The organism is Natronosalvus sp. KLKA75 (assembly GCF_059736265.1).
Genome location: NZ_JCAQIC010000002.1, coordinates 45,817 through 61,592 on the forward strand (window position 1 = coordinate 45,817; position 15,776 = coordinate 61,592).

Consider the following 15,776-nt stretch of genomic DNA (forward strand, 5'->3'; position numbering starts at 1 on the left):
ATCTCCAGATCAGCGAGTACAGCGTCGACGAAACTGATCCCTCCGAGCCCGAGACAGACGCTCCAACCCTACCACTCTACAAGTACCAGCCCTGGGAGCGGGCACAACTCTCGCTGTCGCTGTCGATCTCTGACCGAGACTTGAACCACGTGTGTGAGGGCGACGCCCCGTACGATGCCAAACTCGTCGTAGTCGTCGAATCGAAGTCGACACACCTGCGTTACCAAGAAGTCGTCGAGGACGAGCCACTAACCGCTGGGACGTATACGAAACCGATAGAGCTCGAGGCAAAGCTCTTTCGCGATACCGTGACACTGACTCCGCGAATCGTTACGACGGACGGTGTCTCCAGCGGGTTACCGTTCGCGCCGAAAGGGGGTATGCGTATCGCAGGTGGTGACGTTTGGAAAGTCCACGTAGACGAACCCGAGGAGAGTGGCACTGGCTTCCCGTTCCTGTACAGAGACTTCTCCGATGGCGACTATCCAGAGGGTGCAGTCCACCTGCTCAAGCAGAATCCACGAGAGCCGGCGGTTCTCGTCAATATGCTCAACCAGCCGATAGTGGACGTACTCGAAACCAAGACGTTCTACAGCTTCGATGCATATCTGAAGAACGTTATCAAGGCGGAATTAGGCACGTCGACCTGGATACAGCTCGTCATTCATACGGCAACGACGATCGCCGAATCCGACGAACCACAGTACGAATGGCAGGAGGGCTTGATCAAAGAGATCGGTCCGTACCTCTACGAGGACGCCTCGTACGAGGAGACAGTCGAGAATCTCGGTGAGGTTGTGTCTGAACCCGACGAACTCCGGAGTTTCATTCGCGAACTCAACGTCGCCGTTCAATTGTATCTCGATCAAGCCTCACAACTCAACAAATTCATCACCGACTTCAGACCATGACTGACATTCCACGACTCACAGACGCCGGCCGCGATATGGTAGAAGAGCACGATGAATTCACCTCTCGAGACGAAGTACTCGCACTGAGAACCGACTTGGAAGACCACGTCGAATACGAGTCAGTCCCGGAGGCTAGTACTGACATAGACTCGCTGGAGGAGGCAATCGAACGTGCCACCACGGTCTTCGATCCAAATATCGACACGCAGCGATCGGCGATGGACTCGGTACTCGCCCCACTCGTGCACCAGTATTACAAGATACCCCCGCGTGTCGCGGGTCAGATTGGCGTCTGGCAGTACCTCACACTCGTCGAATTCCCCGACTACGTCGTGATTCGTTGGCTCGGACATGGTGATCTCAAAGAGAAGCTCCTCGGCGAACAAAGTGACCTTTACTCGAATCAAATGGCTCGGCTTTGGTGGGGAGCCCACTTGACCTACGATCCAGCGACAGACCACTACTACGGCACTCACAAGATGTACAACAAGCAACGTGTCGCAAATTACGTTCTAGACAGTGAATTCAATCGTTGCCGGCCCGCTGCACTCGCCTTCGTGGACACCCTTCACTCGGAATCCGGGACGACCATTTCCGCTGTTGGACGGCGGTTCAACCAGTCGCTCTCGACGTATCAAATGGACTCTCGAAGTCGCGAGGATTTCGAAGACCAACTCGATCGAATCCTCGAGTTCGTCTCCTAACGGCGTTTTTCGTACAGGATTCAATGTATGGCAGCGAGGCGTTCTGAAGGATCTGGTTTCGAACCCCAGTTCGAAGGCAGTCAACCTCAGCTGCACTTTCACGATGATCGTATTCACCAGTACGCTCGCCCTTGCACGGCGAACGGACCAGTACCAAAGACCGGGTAGAGTGGATTCACCGCTGTCTCGGCAGTGTACGCCGCCATCCCTTCCTTTTCGTCGCCGGACGGGGTTGCGGATGTTCGCCAAGCACGTCACCAACGGAGACGAGCGGCCGGACTCGATCGATCTCACCTGTAAGACGAAGGACGAAGGTATCGAACGGATTCAGACAATAGTTTGAAGAGTGACGCCTCTAGTTAAGTAGTGAAAACAACATGGTAACGATTCGACTCCGGCGTAGACTTCTACGGATGTACGTCCGTCACTCGGGGGGTGGAGGTCTGTGACCGATGGGTGGTACTTCGAGGAGATGGGTGACAAGGCCGAGCAGAACGCCGACATCCTCACGAAACACGCCTTCGAGAACGACGTGGCGACGTTCGTTCGCGAGACGCTCCAGAACGCGAACGACGCACTCAACGTAGACGCTGACGGACCTGTCGAAGTACACTACCGGTTCGAAAAACTCTCTGGACAGGAGTTAGAGCGTTTCCTCGCCGAACTCGAGTGCGAACCCGAGGACGACGAGGTCGACCTCTACGACCACCTTCGTGCTGCCGGAGAGCTAGAAGACGACAGACAACTGGACCAGTACCTCGACTACTTAGAGAGGGAAGACGAACTCTTGCTCCTCTCCGTCGAAGACAGGAACACCCAGGGTCTCGACGGTCTTGAGACCGAAGACGGTACGAACTACACGGCCCTCGTCCGCGACATGGGACGGAGTAACAAAGACGCCACCGAGGGTGGGAGCCACGGCGTGGGGAAGACCGTGCTGTGGGCATTCTCGGGGATGTCGACCGTACTCTTCACCTCCTATCCAGTTCAGGACACTGGAGACTACGACCCACCTCGCTTCGTCGGGCGGACACTCTTACCCGACCACCGTGACCAGGAGAGTGACCAACTCTACTCGGGCAACGGCTGGTACGGTCGGCGCGATCCTGAGGACCCAGACACCCGACACGTGAGTGCGTGGGGCGACGAGGCGAGAGAGCGTGCACGGGCTCTGTACACTGAACACGTGGCCGACGTGAGTGGGACGACGGCGACTATCGTCGGGTTTCGCGATCCCACAGCGGAGGAGTTCGCCGACGTCGACGAGTTGCTCGAGACGTTCCGGCGCTCCGTCGCCGAGTACTTCTGGCCCGCCATCGAGCGTGGCAACCTTCGAGTGTACCTCGAGGGGCCCGACGACGAGCCAACACTCGTCGACCCCTACGAGGTCGACGTCGTCCGACCGTTCGTCGACTGTTTCAGGGAGCGTGACTCCCCAGACGACGATCTCGAGAGTCGTGGCAACGTCGTCGAAGGACAGATCACGTTCGATCTACCCGACAAGAAGATCGGCAACGATACACAGACCGAACCGAAGGGTCGGTTGGGCGTCTACGCCAAGAGTCCGAGCCCCGGTGACGACGAAACCCGACTCAACGAAGTTGCCATCTTCAGAGGCGCTGGGATGGTCGTCGACTACATCAACGTAAGCGGTGCGGCGTCTTACGGAAGCCCCTTCTACGGAATCCTGCTCGCAGGCGAAGCGCGAGGCTGGGGTGATCGTTCTCTCGAGATAGCGGACGGACAAGTCGAGGAATTCCTCAGGACGTCCGAACCTGCCGCACACGACGAGTGGAAAGGGTACAAGAACTCGAAACTCCAATCGACGTACGAGTGGGGGTGTGCAGGTACTGTAGAATCACTTACGAGTAGTAAGCTCCGACAGTGCCTCCAAGATCTCGTCGCGACAGACGTTAGTGAAGAAGGTGGGATGATCGACTCGATGAAACGCAAGATCCCCCGATCCGACACGGGACGGAACCGATCTTCGTCTCCGTCCACGTCCGTCACCTCCGCCGAGGCGTTCGACACCTCGGCAGACTTCACTTTCCGCGACGGGCGGTGGATGTTCGATGCCACTGTAGCCCCGAAAGACGACGATTTCGACAGTTGGCACGTAACGGTCGAGATCGTCACGCTCGGCGAGGAGAACAACAAGACCGGTGGGATAGCGATAGAGTCGGTAGATCCGCACGAAACGAGTACATCGTACGAGATCGAAGACGGCGTCGTCGTGATCGAGGGTGACGCGAGTACGACGAGCATCGATATTGGGGGCACCTCAGAGTCGTTCGGCGACTTTGACCCCTACAGTGGTCGACTCGGAAAGTCACAACTGCGTATCGACGGAGACGTCGAAATGGGGGGTGAAGCCTGATGGCGACCCGAAGTCGCCGAAAGACGAGTCGCGAGCGGTTCGACGACGAACCGCTCCGTCACGCACCGGAGGCACTCTCAATCGACGTAGAGACGTTCTCGCTGGACGACGACGACCAGTCCTTCGAGGTGGACAAAGCCGGCAACCAAGTCTTCTTGGAGGACTGGGCTGCTGACTGGAAGACGCTCACCTTAGAGGGCACGCTGACGATCGAAGACGATCTCGAACCGGTGTTCCCTCCCAAGGAGTGGCCGACCGACGCCCCAGCTGAGGTCGTCGTCGCGGTCGAGTGTAAGTACACACACGTCCGCGAGGGACGGACGATCGAAGTAGACAGTTTCGAAAAGGGGACCATCGAGTTCGAGATCACGTTCTCCTCTCGACACGTGTTCGGAACCGTCGAACTGACTCCGCTGATCGTCCGTACGGACGATGCGAACACGTCCGGCGACTACCGAACCCACGCCGGACTCCAACTCGCGGACGGGCTGTCGTGGGAGATACACATCGACGAGACAGAGGACACGTCTGGCCCACTCCTCCCACCGATCTTCAAGAGTTTCGGTGAGAGCGACAACGACGATCGGTTCCCCGACGATGCCGTCTACGTCGTTGACAAGACGGAACTCCACTCCCCAAAATTGTACGTGAACCGTGACCACGATTCGATCGCGAGCGCGTTGAACAGCGGTCCGCGAGGGAAGTTGGGCCGTGTCATGAACGTCTACACCGACTCCATCCTCCTCCCTGCGCTCTCGGAACTCGTTCTCTGGACCGCCGAAGACGTCGACGAGACCGGGGATTCAGAACACGACTGGCAAACCGACCTCCTCTCGCAGGTTGTGACGAAAATGTACGACGTCGACTCTGCTGATGAGGCTGGGCGGCAATTACACGACGAATTCGCGGGTGAGGGGAGTATGCCCCAACTCCTGGACAAGACGTCGACCGCCATCCAAGAGTACCTCGAATTGAGCGACGACATGGTGAAACTCGTCGACAATATCCGATCATGACCGAACTACGCAAACTACTACACCAGGGCGTCTCCGAGATCGACGAAGACTTCATCGCGGGAGAGCGGGATGTCGATCCCGACCTCTTCGAGCGACACTCGACGCCCGTCGATGGGACTGACGTTGACTACGGTGCGATACAGACCAAGATCGACGAAATATTCGTCGACGACGACTACCCGCAGTACGAGGCGAAGATGGACGCCGCCCTCGCCCCGACCATCCACGCGAATATCCGGATTGACCGCCGTACAGCACGGGACGAGCGAATCTGGTACTACCTCGCGGCGGTGAAGTTCGACGACTTCGTCCGGTACCGCTGGCGCTTCGACTTCGAAAACAACAGAACCGCTGCGTTCGAAAAGTTCCTGGGTGAGACCACGGGGAACAACCTCTACACGAACGCCATCGGTCGACTCTGGTGGTTAGCAGAACTCACCCACGTAGACCCAGCGACGGCACCTGTCGACGTAGACGACGAGTACGAACTGACGAGAGAGGTCTTCGAGTTCAACTTCCTCGCGAACCGTATCCTCGACAACGCGTTCCACATGTCGAAACCCCTCGTGATCGCCGTCGTTGACCAGTTCGCCGACGAGTCGCAGGATCTCGTCAACGTCATGCCCGACCGGTTGTCGACCCTCCTCTCGATGATGCCAGCTGAAGGTTGGGTCGAAGACAACAGCGTCGAGGTGGTCAGTCGGTTGAAACGCCAGATGAAGTCCGAACGGGCTTAGATCCTCCAATCCGCTGCCGCGGTTGGGGTTATCTACGTGATCGTTCGGTCTTCCGACAAGCGGTTACATCGTTCCAATCGAGAGTCGGTTTCGGCCAGACGAAAGCGAAGGTGGTATCGTACAGGAATCGAAAGACTATGGGCACGACTTAGAACGAAATGAATACCGACGGAAAACGGGCCGAGACTACCGAAACCGATATCGGAACCGATCTATCGAGCGAAGAGGTCGAGCGCGTCGAAGAGGTCGCCGAACGAGAACCGATACCGAACGACGAACTGATCAAACTCTGGGGCTTGGATTCACCGATCGAGTTAGCACAAATCCTGAAAGGTGATTTAGACGACTATCTAACCCGAAATGAGGTCGGAGACGTTTGTACGACCGACCTCGGACGTCGCCTCGTTGGCAGAGAGCCAGTTGGGGGAAAGGTGGAGACGGACGACAACGAAGCCGACGGCGGCGGGTCGGGGTCGGACGATGTTAGCGGCGGTGATGCCGATGACACACGTCCGATCACTCCGAGCCCGGGTGCAGACGAGAAGTCCTCGGTGAACGACGATGGGACAACGACTCGAAACTCGTCCGTCGGTGTCTATATCGACCGTTCACCAGACGACATCGTCGAAAGGGTTCAGTCCACCTTCAGCGTTGACCAGACGACTGCTCAGCGACTGTTGGATCTGTACCAGGACGAGGACCCGGTGGATGTAGACAAACTGACCGAGGGGTGGGCGTTCGACAAAGCACCGGATGTCTACAAATATCTCAACGACTCGATGAGTGGTCTAGCTCGTATCGTCGGGATGGGTGACGTCAAACTCTCTCCAGACGCACGCGAAAGGATCGACGGACTAGATACTGACGACACCAACACGTCCGGTGACGACACGGAGACCACTGGGTCAGCTGACGGCGCAAGTGACGACGGAGGAGACGGCCGGGAAAGTCTGGACGAGCGACACCACACCAAAGACGACGAAGAAGAGCACAGCCTCAACAGTGCCTCGCCTCCCAACCACTACTCGGATCGACTCCTCGAGACGAACAGAGAGAAGCTCACGAATGAACTTCAGGACTTGAGTGACCACGCGCTATACCCCCCGACAGAGGAGACGGTCATCAGTGAGTCCCGCTACCCATTCGGTTCGTACGTGTACACGTTCGGGTCCTTCAAAGACGCCTTACGTGCAGCCGGTTTCAAGGTAGATGGACAATCTCTCTCCGACGATCCCGATCAGGTGGTTCGTCCCTCGGAGGTCGTAGCCGTGGTTCAGCTCGTTGCGGACCTCCTCGGCGACCCACCGACTGAGGCACTATTCTACGATCTCGTCTCGATGGCGAGCAGCGACACTGAGTCACTGGGCAACTGGCAGCAGATCATCGTTGAATCGGGGCTCGAGAGGGACCGCTTGTCCCGAACTAAGGTTCCTGACGACAGGCCAGAGCACGACGAATTCGTCGACGCGATCACTGAACTCGTCACGGAGACGGAGCGACCACTCACCCTCGTCGAGGTCGCTGAGTACTGTGACGTTCCGGTCGCTCACCTCGTCAGCGGTGTCGACCCGTGGCAGAGGGTCGGTGAAATTCTCACTGGAGTATCGACGAGTGGAGATGCTTCCACCGCTCCGCTCGATCCTTCGTCGGCCGCAACGAGGCGATTCTTCGAGAAAGTAGCCGAGACGAATCCAACCGTCCACCCGACCATCGGTGTGTTGGCAGTCCTCCCCGATGTCGAAGTCGCAAGTGTCATCGATTCGGTGAGTGAGTACTCACTCCCTGAACTCGAAGCGATCGAGGTTGACGCTAGGTCTGAGACAGTTGACGAGGGAGAGGGCGTCGACGGATCGAAAACTGACGAGCAGACGGGAGACCTCGACGAGGGTGAGAGAATCCGAAGCGAGAGGAGGGGCAGTAACTATGGCGAAGCGGTCGTCGTCGACGACCGTGTTCGACCCGAGTACGATATCGAACGGCGTATGGCACTGGCCGACGACCTCCGGCGATTGGAACGCGAGTTCGGCCACCCCCCGCGACCAGTGGACGTCGAAAATTACGGCCGGTTCTCGCCGTCGGACTACGTCGACACCTTCGGCACGTGGGACGATGTGCTGGCCTCTGTCGACCTCGAGTTTGGGGACGCGTGGAGTCAGCCGGGAGACTACGACGACGAGTTGCTCACCACACTCGAGGATCTCGCCGACGAGATCGGGCACCGACCGACGACCCGGAACGTCGACGAACTCACGGACTACTCGGCCACCACGTACGTGAGCCGGTTCGGGTCGATGGACGCAGCACTCAGAGCGTCGGATATAGACGTTGGCTCTCCCGAGTGGGCCACTGAGATCGTCGAGAAAGTCTCCGACTCGTGGGAACCGCTCGGTAATTTCGAAGAGATCACCGACAGAGAGCGAGCTGGGATCGAGGCGTTGCTCCTCCTCAAACGCGGGTGGCGGGGGACGGGTCACGAGATCGTCAACGAAGTCTCGGAGCGGTTGCCAATAGACGGACCGTCGTACCGAAATGCGTGGAAGAAGACGATCCGCCCGGTCCTCCGGGAAGCAGGAGAGCGCAACCTCGTTCGACAGAACGAAGGTACGTGGATTTGGGAGTGGTACGACCCAAACGAGTAGGTATCGTCGCTTGGCCGACCCTCACTTCGTGACAGTCCACCCCGACTACCTGGTACAAGAGACCGAGCGCGACGTTGGCACGTTGGCTCGTTCGTTACAATGCCTCGCCCGACGGGCCGCTACTTTCTTCACATTGGTTTGGGAAGGTTATCACATGGACACCGAGAAAGGAGCGTCTACGCTCGATCCCGAGTACATAGCAGGCCTCCTCGACTCGACAGCACGTGTCCGGTTCAACATCTCAGAGCAACCAGACGACACGTTCACGGTTCGTCCCCAGCTTCGGATCAAACCCTACGAGACCGAGATGCGCGAAGCGGTCGTCGGGACCTTCCTCGACTCTCGGGACTACACGTACGATCTGGTGGATCGAGAGCGGGGACACGGGTTCTTCCTTCTCTCACAACGAAGCGACCTGGCCGATCTAGAAGAGTTCCTACGTGGCCACTCCACCAGCCTGATCAGAGAACTAGAGTTCGTGACGGGGCCTGGTTTCGAGCGGTACGACACCAATATTATGGATCCAGAAGAGGCGTACCGATTTCTCCTCACGCGTGACGAACTCCGATACGAGTGGCGACCACGCGGAATCAATCACTGGAGTCCCAGCAGACTCACAGACGCGTACGACCTCGACGAGAACGAGGTCTCGCCCTCCGAGCTACCCGCCGAGGGTCTGACTCCGAACTCCTCAACCGAGTACATCGCCGGCGTCTTCGACGGACTTTGCCGATATCGACCGACTATCACGGAATCATCGGAGAATCGTATCGGGTATTCGATGTATCCCACCGCACGCCTCACTCGGGGAGGTGTCGATCCGGCGATGATCGACAGTTTTCGTAATTTCTGTCGGACGTACGACCTCACGTATGGCGACTCGTCGAAGGACAATTCGCTGTGGTTCGTGTTCACCGGAGCGAACGCTATTAGACGCGTCCTCGACGTCGTCTTCCCACACCTGTTGGTTCTCGCCGACCACTCGATTTCACTCGTCGAAGACGTCCTGCCGAGGTTCGACGCTCGCGCTCACCACGAGAAACAGGGGTTCTACGATCTCCTCCGTGGCTTCGACGTCGTCGCGACGGCATCTGGCGGCCCCTTCCGGCACCGCGAGTACGATCCCGCGTACTTCGAGGAAATCTGGAGCGACGAACTGGACACTACCCGTCGCCTGCCCGAGTCGAACCACGAACACGACATCGACGAATATCGGGAACCATCCGGCGAGGTAGCAGTAGAGTTTCTCGAATACCCTGACTCGATTGTACTCACCTCCGACGACTACGAGGACGAACTGGGCCGTTTCGGTTCGGTCGCCGATCGGACGGAACGAGACGAAGGCCTCGTGAGCGGGCTGAAGCAGATGTACAAGGATCGATGCCAGGTGTGTGGGACGAGACGAGCGAAACCAGATGGGACCGGCTACTCCGAAGTCCACCACCTACGTCCACTCTTCGAGGACGGGGCGGACACGCTCGAGAACATGCTAGTTCTCTGCCCGAACCACCACGCAGACCTCGACAACGGTGCCGTCCGTATCGAACCCGATACGAAGACGGTTCGACACCCGTACGACCCCGGAGCGGACGGGAGGGCACTCACTGTCCTCGAGGGGGACGCGATCTCGGAGGACGCGATTCGATATTACAACGACACCGTTTCGAACATCTCGCCCAACGATGGTGTATCGCCGACGTAGCCGGACAGACAGGGACTCTCCGGAGTTGACTTACGAGAAGGTCTCCTCGTAAGCATCTTCACACACCAGAAATCTTTGATTTCTGGGGACGGTGTATCCCCTCCCTGCTCGCTTCGCTCGCTGAGGAAGGGGGCTTAGCGCCTCGATTCAGCTAACCGGAAAACTACAGGCCGCTTAAATACATCTCGACGCCGTCGCTCGGATCTGATCATCCAGAAATTAGGCGGACCCTGACGGAACCACACTGGATCCTCTTATAGAAAATTCGAAATACTTTCTAGTCTCGCACTCGAGGTGTATTTGTGTCCTACACTGATCCCCGCTCTGAACCCACTTCTACGGAGGGAGTGGGGACTGTCGAAGCTGTCGACCTCTTTTGCGGTGCCGGAGGGTTTACACTCGGCCTCCAGCGTGCCGGGATAGACGTCGTAGCGGGAGTTGACGAGGATCTCTACTGTGTGATTCCGTACTTCCGTAACAACGACGCGCAGTTTTACCGCCGGGATCTATCTACAATCGCGACTGAGAATCCCGAGTGGGTCGCAGACCTCTACAGTGACGACACAGACGTTCGGGTGCTCGCCGGTGGCCCTCCGTGTCAACCGTACTCGAATTTGGGAAACATAGAAGGAGTGCACGATAAAACCGGGCTCGTCTCAGCGTTCGCCACCATCGTCGATCGGGTTCAACCGGATATCGTCGCGATGGAGAACGTACCCGGTGTGAGCCGAGATCCGGAGTACGAAGGACTGATCGAAACATTTCGAGACGCCGGTTATTACGTCAATCTACCGGAGAACAGGGACATCGACTGTTTGGCCTATGGGGTCCCACAACGGCGCAAGCGATGGATTACACTGGCCTCGAAAATCGGCCCCATCGAGATGGACTCCCCGAGCCGGACAGAGGTCGACGTCGATCGAGAAATCACGGCAGAAAGTTTCATCGGACACCTTCCGGCGATTGACGCCGGTGAACACCATCCCGACGACCCACTTCACGTCACTCAGAACCTCAGAAAGCAGAACCTGGACCGAATTCGAATCTCGGAACCAGGTGGCGACTGGACCGACTGGGTAGAGAAGGGGCGTGAAGATCTCGTTGCCGATTGCCATACGAAGGAGAGTGGTGCCAGTTTCAAGGCGCCGTACAGTCGCATGCAACCGGACAAACCCGCACCCACGATCACTACTCAGTTTTACAGTTTCGGGAGCGGTCGATTCGGACATTACGACGAGGACCAGCTCAGGGCATTGAGCCTGAGAGAGGGAGCGATTCTACAAACGTTTCCGGACGAGTACCAATTCCTCCCTCCGGGAGGAACGGTCGAGGACGTCGGTATCCACAGAATAGGGAGGTGGATCGGCAATGCAGTGCCGCCAAAGCTAGCTCGAGTGGCTGGCGAGAGCATAATGCGACATTTGCGTGGGGATCGACAGTCGAGTATCGACGAGTTTACTACGTGAACGACCACGGGTCGGGTGACCAGTGGAACTCCCGCCGTTCTCTGTGAAGTACCACGGGTCGCCCGACCCGTGGCGTCCGTGTCTCGTCCCGCACTGCCGACGCAACGGACGGTAATTCCCTCCGCACTCGGTTGACGCCTCGTGTGGGCTACGTTTCACCTTGTGGGTTTTCTTCCGCCTGTAATAGTTTCCAGGAGTTGTGATACTTTTCGATGCGATTCATGGTATCAGTATCAACGGAGTCTAGCCGTGTTAGGTCCATATTGTCCTCGATGTCTGCTCGTTTTACTGCTCTCGCAATCGGATGGGGTGCCGCGTCTGCCACGAACTTTTCGTACGACTCGTCGTCTGATTTCATGAGGAGTTCAACGGCGTCGATCGCTTCGTCTGGAAAATCGACGTCGTCGTTTCGAAGTTCGGCAACAGTCCAGTCACTATCCTCAACGACATCGTGGAGGACTGCTGCAATCATCGCGGCTTCGGAGTCCTGGGCAAACATCACACGCAACGGGTGGAGGATGTACGTCTCACCTGCTTTGTCCGTTTGATCGGCATGAGCAGTTGCTGCAATCTCGATCGCACGTTCGAGTGGGTGCACAATCAAACCAGCACCTCGACCATATAGATAAATTCTGGCAGCGACGCGATCGTGTGGCAGAGATTCGACGGGGTGCGTGGCGAGTTCGGTGGCTGTGCAGTTGTAAAGGTGGCGGGTCACGTCAACTGGTGGCAGTAGGCACAGGTAAATTGAGGGAACTTGGCTGCTGGCGAGGCGAGTAGTCAGACTACCACAAAGTTAATGCACAGTGGGAATATATTTAGAAGCGATTATGCCCAAAGGACATTTCGAGTCTGCTGAGACGAGTATCGAGTACGGGAGAGCCGATGTTCTGTTCCCCGTCGAGGAGCTCGATGCGGTTCTGTACCAGCATCGGGAGGCCCAACTCGCGCTCGCTGACGTCGATGGGGGCGACGTCATCGTCGTCGGTCCGACGAGTCTGGCGACCAGCTACTTCCTCACTCAGCACTCCCTCACCGCCATCCCTGTCGACAGTCTCGCCAATCCAGTCCGGACACAGTTGGACAATGCACTCGACGCCCCCATCGACACGTTCGAACTCGTCCAGGTCGGCAAATGGACCACAGATACCCCAAACCACTCACTCGCCGAATTTACAGGCGGCTGTCGGTCACCCTGGACACACAGCAGCAAACCAACCGCAGCCAATTCCGATCACCAATGACCGACGAGCTTCACGAAGACTACCCGGAAGCAGCGCCTTACATCCAGCAAGCGGTCGACGACCACGGCGAGGAGTGGGTGCTGGAGAACTACTACGAGCAACTCTACCAGCTTGGCACCCTGATGGACGTGCCGGAGAAAGACGAACTTCCGTTCTACGACGACGCGGAACACGAGACGATGACGGAAGCGGAACGTGTGGAGATGTATCGAGCGTTGGGCGAGTACCGGGAGAATCTCCGTACGGGGACGAAGCCCAATGAGTGACCGCGACCACACATTCTTCTCGAATGTGTCCGTTGGGAGATGTATGGATTCTGATCGAGCTCTCGGTGTCTTGTTGGGGTTGGCGTGTGGGGATGCGCTCGGACGCCCGGTCGAGTTCGCATCGGCTTCGGAGATCGCCGCTGAGCACGGGCGGCTCGACGAGATGGTCGGGTACGGGACGTGGAATCAGCCCGCGGGGACGATTACTGACGACACCGAACAGGCGTTGTGTATCGCACGCAGCCTCGTCGAACGACAGGCATTCGACCCGGACGATATCGCCGATCGGTTCGTTGCGTGGTACGACTCGGGACCGTTCGATATCGGGATCATGACGCGGCGATCGATCGAAAACGTACAGGCGGGTCGATCGTGGGAACAGGCTGGCCAGGAGGTCTGGAAAGCCAGTCCTGAAGGGAAGAACGCTGGGAACGGCAGTATCATGCGGTGTCCGCCACTCAGCATTCCGTACGCGACTGAGCCGAAGACGCTCGAGCGAGTCAGTCGGCACTCGTCGCAGATTACGCACGCTGATCCGCGCTGCACGTATGGATGTGCGATCTTGAATCTCACCATCGCCGGACTCCTCCAGGACGCTACTGACCCATTAGCCAGTGCTATCGACCACGTCGGCAACAACGCGCCAGAAGAGTTGCGAAACGCGCTCACCCCGATCTGTGACGGTGACGAACTTGGTTCGCTCGAGACGTCCGGGTACGTGGTCCACTCGCTTCGAACGGCGATGCACGATGGTCTCCGGGCCAAAAGCGCTGAAGCGGCGATTACGTCGGCTGTCAATCGAGGTGGGGACACAGACACCATTGGCGCCGTTACGGGCGCGATCGCAGGGGCTCGATTCGGGGCGTCACGACTCCCCGATCGGTGGCTCTCCGCGATCGACGAGACGGCTGAAATCGAATCACTGGCGGAGCAACTCGTGGAGGTAGAGTGATGTACGTCCTCGCGTTCGACCGGGACTGGACGGTCGACGTGAATCCGCACCCACGGCGGGAGGCGGTACCGCTCGAGTGGGTGCAGTACTGGGCCCACGAGACCAGCCACGAGGTCTGGGCGGTCGGGAATCAAGTCCTCGTCGACGAGGCGGACATTCCAGGGACGATTGAGTCCGTTCGGCGGCGTGACGGGCACCTCGACGCATTGGGCGAGCAAGGCGAATACGGATACTACGAGTGGTGGCCGGAGCGTGAAGAACGGCTGCGTATTCTCGCTGAGTTGTTTCCCGACGCAGACGAGTACGTCGTCGTCGACGATCTCGATTTGAGTCACGTCGACGGGTGGGATCACTACCACGCGTGGGACTTCGTCGATCTCGTCCGGAGAGGCGAACTAGGATTGTCTATACCGGCCTCGAATGATCCGGTTCCAGACGGCGGGCTCGAGTCAGCAGACGAGATGCGAGAGATCCTGGCTGACGGGTACGTGTTCGAACTCACGTATCGGGTAGACGGTGAGACGAAGACGCAGTTAGTCACGCACTTCGAGCCGGAGCGCCCATCGATGACGCCGTTGAAGGGCCCGCCTGCGTTCTGGTTCGAGACCGTGGGAATCGACGATCGGTTCTCTGTTCGACTGCCAGCCGTCGAATCGTTACACCCCGTTCCGTACGAACGACTCGCTGATCCGTTCGCAGAGGCGGCGTTCGCTGCGGTTCGATCACGACTCGAGGAGGATCCAGAATCAGTAGACGGTGAAACGATCCGCACGATGTTGGCCGATGCAGTGTCGGAGTCAACCAGCGTGGATCGGCGCGAGGCACTCCGCCTGGCGATGAGCGTACTGGAATATCGGGACGACGGATGCGAGTTGGCTACTGGGACCGTGTTCGAGTTGTTGGCTGACGAACCGACACCGCTCGACCGGGCGGCGCTTCAGGCCCTCTGGAAATCGACGAAGGACGATCCGTTGACGCTGAAAGGGCACGTGTCTGAGTTAGCGAGTTACACGAGCCAGGAATCGGTATGCCAGCCGGTCGCGACGCACTGTCTGATGGAGCTAGCCGAAGCCGATCCTGGTAGTGTACTCGATTCGGTACCAGCGTTGGAAGCCGCTGTGGTAGCTGACTTCGAGACGACACAGAGCTACGCAGTCTACGCACTCTCCTGTGTTGCAGCGGAGTATCCTGAAGAGGTATTCCCAGCGGTTAGCGCCCTGATCGAGGCGTTACAGAGCGAAGACGATACGACGCAAACGAACGCGTTAGCGGCACTCGGGAAGATCGCGTCGAACTACCCGGACGCCGCGGAGTCAATCGTAGACGAGTTGGTGGCGTTGCTGGAAGCCGATGCGAAGCGTGTTCGAAACAACGCAGTCGGGTTGCTGGGTGATCTCGCACAAGAACACCCCGACGTCGTGATCGAGTACGCTGATCAGATCGCTGCCCGACTCGAAGACAACAACATTCAGGCACGCGTGAACGCGTCGATTGCACTCCAGCGAGCAGGCGAGGCAGATCCAGGTGCGATCAGGGCGCAGCAGGATCAGTTGGAGAGTGCGTTGCAGGATTCGAGCCCGGAAGTGCGAGCGAACGTGTGCACGCTGATTGGGAACGCGAATGTACCAGTTCCAATCGAGACCCTCCAGGAGTTGAAAACAAACGACCTGGACGAGACAGTTCGAAAGCGTGCGGCGTGGGCGATCACCCGTCTAGAGTGAGTTCGAGTAGTCCACATTGTTGGCGTGGTTCTGTGATTTAT

The 15,776-nt window shown here is 58.1% G+C and carries 12 protein-coding genes and 1 pseudogene; 12 read left to right on the plus strand and 1 reads right to left on the minus strand.

The genetic code is table 11. The annotated features are described in order from the left end of the window. Positions 1 to 380: 380 nt before the first annotated feature. The 8 genes from AC6I65_RS12170 to AC6I65_RS12205 all read left to right on the plus strand — a co-directional run bounded on the left by AC6I65_RS12170 (position 381) and on the right by AC6I65_RS12205 (position 11,552). Positions 381 to 911, plus strand: coding sequence for a hypothetical protein (locus AC6I65_RS12170; protein ID WP_497903306.1), 531 nt, complete (start codon positions 381 to 383; stop codon positions 909 to 911). After that, positions 908 to 1,615, plus strand: coding sequence for a DUF6339 family protein (locus AC6I65_RS12175; protein ID WP_497903307.1), 708 nt, complete (start codon positions 908 to 910; stop codon positions 1,613 to 1,615). Before AC6I65_RS12170 ends, AC6I65_RS12175 begins: the two co-directional genes overlap by 4 nt. Positions 1,616 to 2,060: 445 nt before the next feature. Then, positions 2,061 to 3,992 (plus strand): hypothetical protein, encoded by a 1,932-nt coding sequence (locus AC6I65_RS12180; RefSeq protein WP_497903308.1) that lies wholly within the window; start codon positions 2,061 to 2,063, stop codon positions 3,990 to 3,992. Then, positions 3,992 to 5,008 carry a hypothetical protein gene (locus tag AC6I65_RS12185; RefSeq protein ID WP_497903309.1) on the plus strand — a complete coding sequence of 339 codons (1,017 nt, stop codon included), beginning with the start codon at positions 3,992 to 3,994 and terminating at the stop codon, positions 5,006 to 5,008. Before AC6I65_RS12180 ends, AC6I65_RS12185 begins: the two co-directional genes overlap by 1 nt. Next, positions 5,005 to 5,745: a DUF6339 family protein gene (locus AC6I65_RS12190; protein ID WP_497903310.1), complete on the plus strand. Its 741-nt coding sequence runs from the start codon at positions 5,005 to 5,007 to the stop codon at positions 5,743 to 5,745. The genes AC6I65_RS12185 and AC6I65_RS12190 overlap by 4 nt, the downstream gene beginning before the upstream one ends. A gap of 158 nt (positions 5,746 to 5,903) precedes the next feature. Further along, on the plus strand, positions 5,904 to 8,384 hold the full coding sequence (locus AC6I65_RS12195) for a DUF5797 family protein (protein WP_497903311.1): 2,481 nt from the start codon (positions 5,904 to 5,906) through the stop codon (positions 8,382 to 8,384). 154 nt (positions 8,385 to 8,538) lie between these two features. After that, positions 8,539 to 10,086 carry an HNH endonuclease gene (locus AC6I65_RS12200; protein WP_497903312.1) on the plus strand — a complete coding sequence of 516 codons (1,548 nt, stop codon included), beginning with the start codon at positions 8,539 to 8,541 and terminating at the stop codon, positions 10,084 to 10,086. Positions 10,087 to 10,388: 302 nt separating this feature from the next. After that, positions 10,389 to 11,552: a DNA cytosine methyltransferase gene (locus tag AC6I65_RS12205; protein WP_497903313.1), complete on the plus strand. Its 1,164-nt coding sequence runs from the start codon at positions 10,389 to 10,391 to the stop codon at positions 11,550 to 11,552. Positions 11,553 to 11,700: 148 nt separating this feature from the next. On the opposite strand, the gene AC6I65_RS12210 is transcribed toward AC6I65_RS12205, so the two are convergent. Continuing rightward, complete coding sequence (locus AC6I65_RS12210) at positions 11,701 to 12,270, minus strand: GTP pyrophosphokinase (RefSeq protein ID WP_497903314.1); 570 nt, start codon at positions 12,268 to 12,270, stop codon at positions 11,701 to 11,703. 112 nt (positions 12,271 to 12,382) lie between these two features. Between AC6I65_RS12210 and AC6I65_RS12215 the strand changes: the two are divergent. The 4 genes and pseudogenes from AC6I65_RS12215 to AC6I65_RS12230 form a co-directional block, all read left to right on the plus strand. Further along, a pseudogene (locus tag AC6I65_RS12215) lies at positions 12,383 to 12,730 on the plus strand (DUF8165 family protein); the annotation flags it as partial. A gap of 62 nt (positions 12,731 to 12,792) precedes the next feature. After that, positions 12,793 to 13,062: a DUF8110 family protein gene (locus AC6I65_RS12220; protein ID WP_497903315.1), complete on the plus strand. Its 270-nt coding sequence runs from the start codon at positions 12,793 to 12,795 to the stop codon at positions 13,060 to 13,062. A gap of 43 nt (positions 13,063 to 13,105) precedes the next feature. Next, positions 13,106 to 14,014, plus strand: coding sequence for an ADP-ribosylglycohydrolase family protein (locus tag AC6I65_RS12225; RefSeq protein WP_497903316.1), 909 nt, complete (start codon positions 13,106 to 13,108; stop codon positions 14,012 to 14,014). Next, a complete protein-coding gene (locus AC6I65_RS12230; RefSeq protein WP_497903317.1) occupies positions 14,014 to 15,735 on the plus strand; it encodes a HEAT repeat domain-containing protein in 1,722 nt (573 codons plus the stop codon). The genes AC6I65_RS12225 and AC6I65_RS12230 overlap by 1 nt, the downstream gene beginning before the upstream one ends. Positions 15,736 to 15,776: the final 41 nt, after the last annotated feature.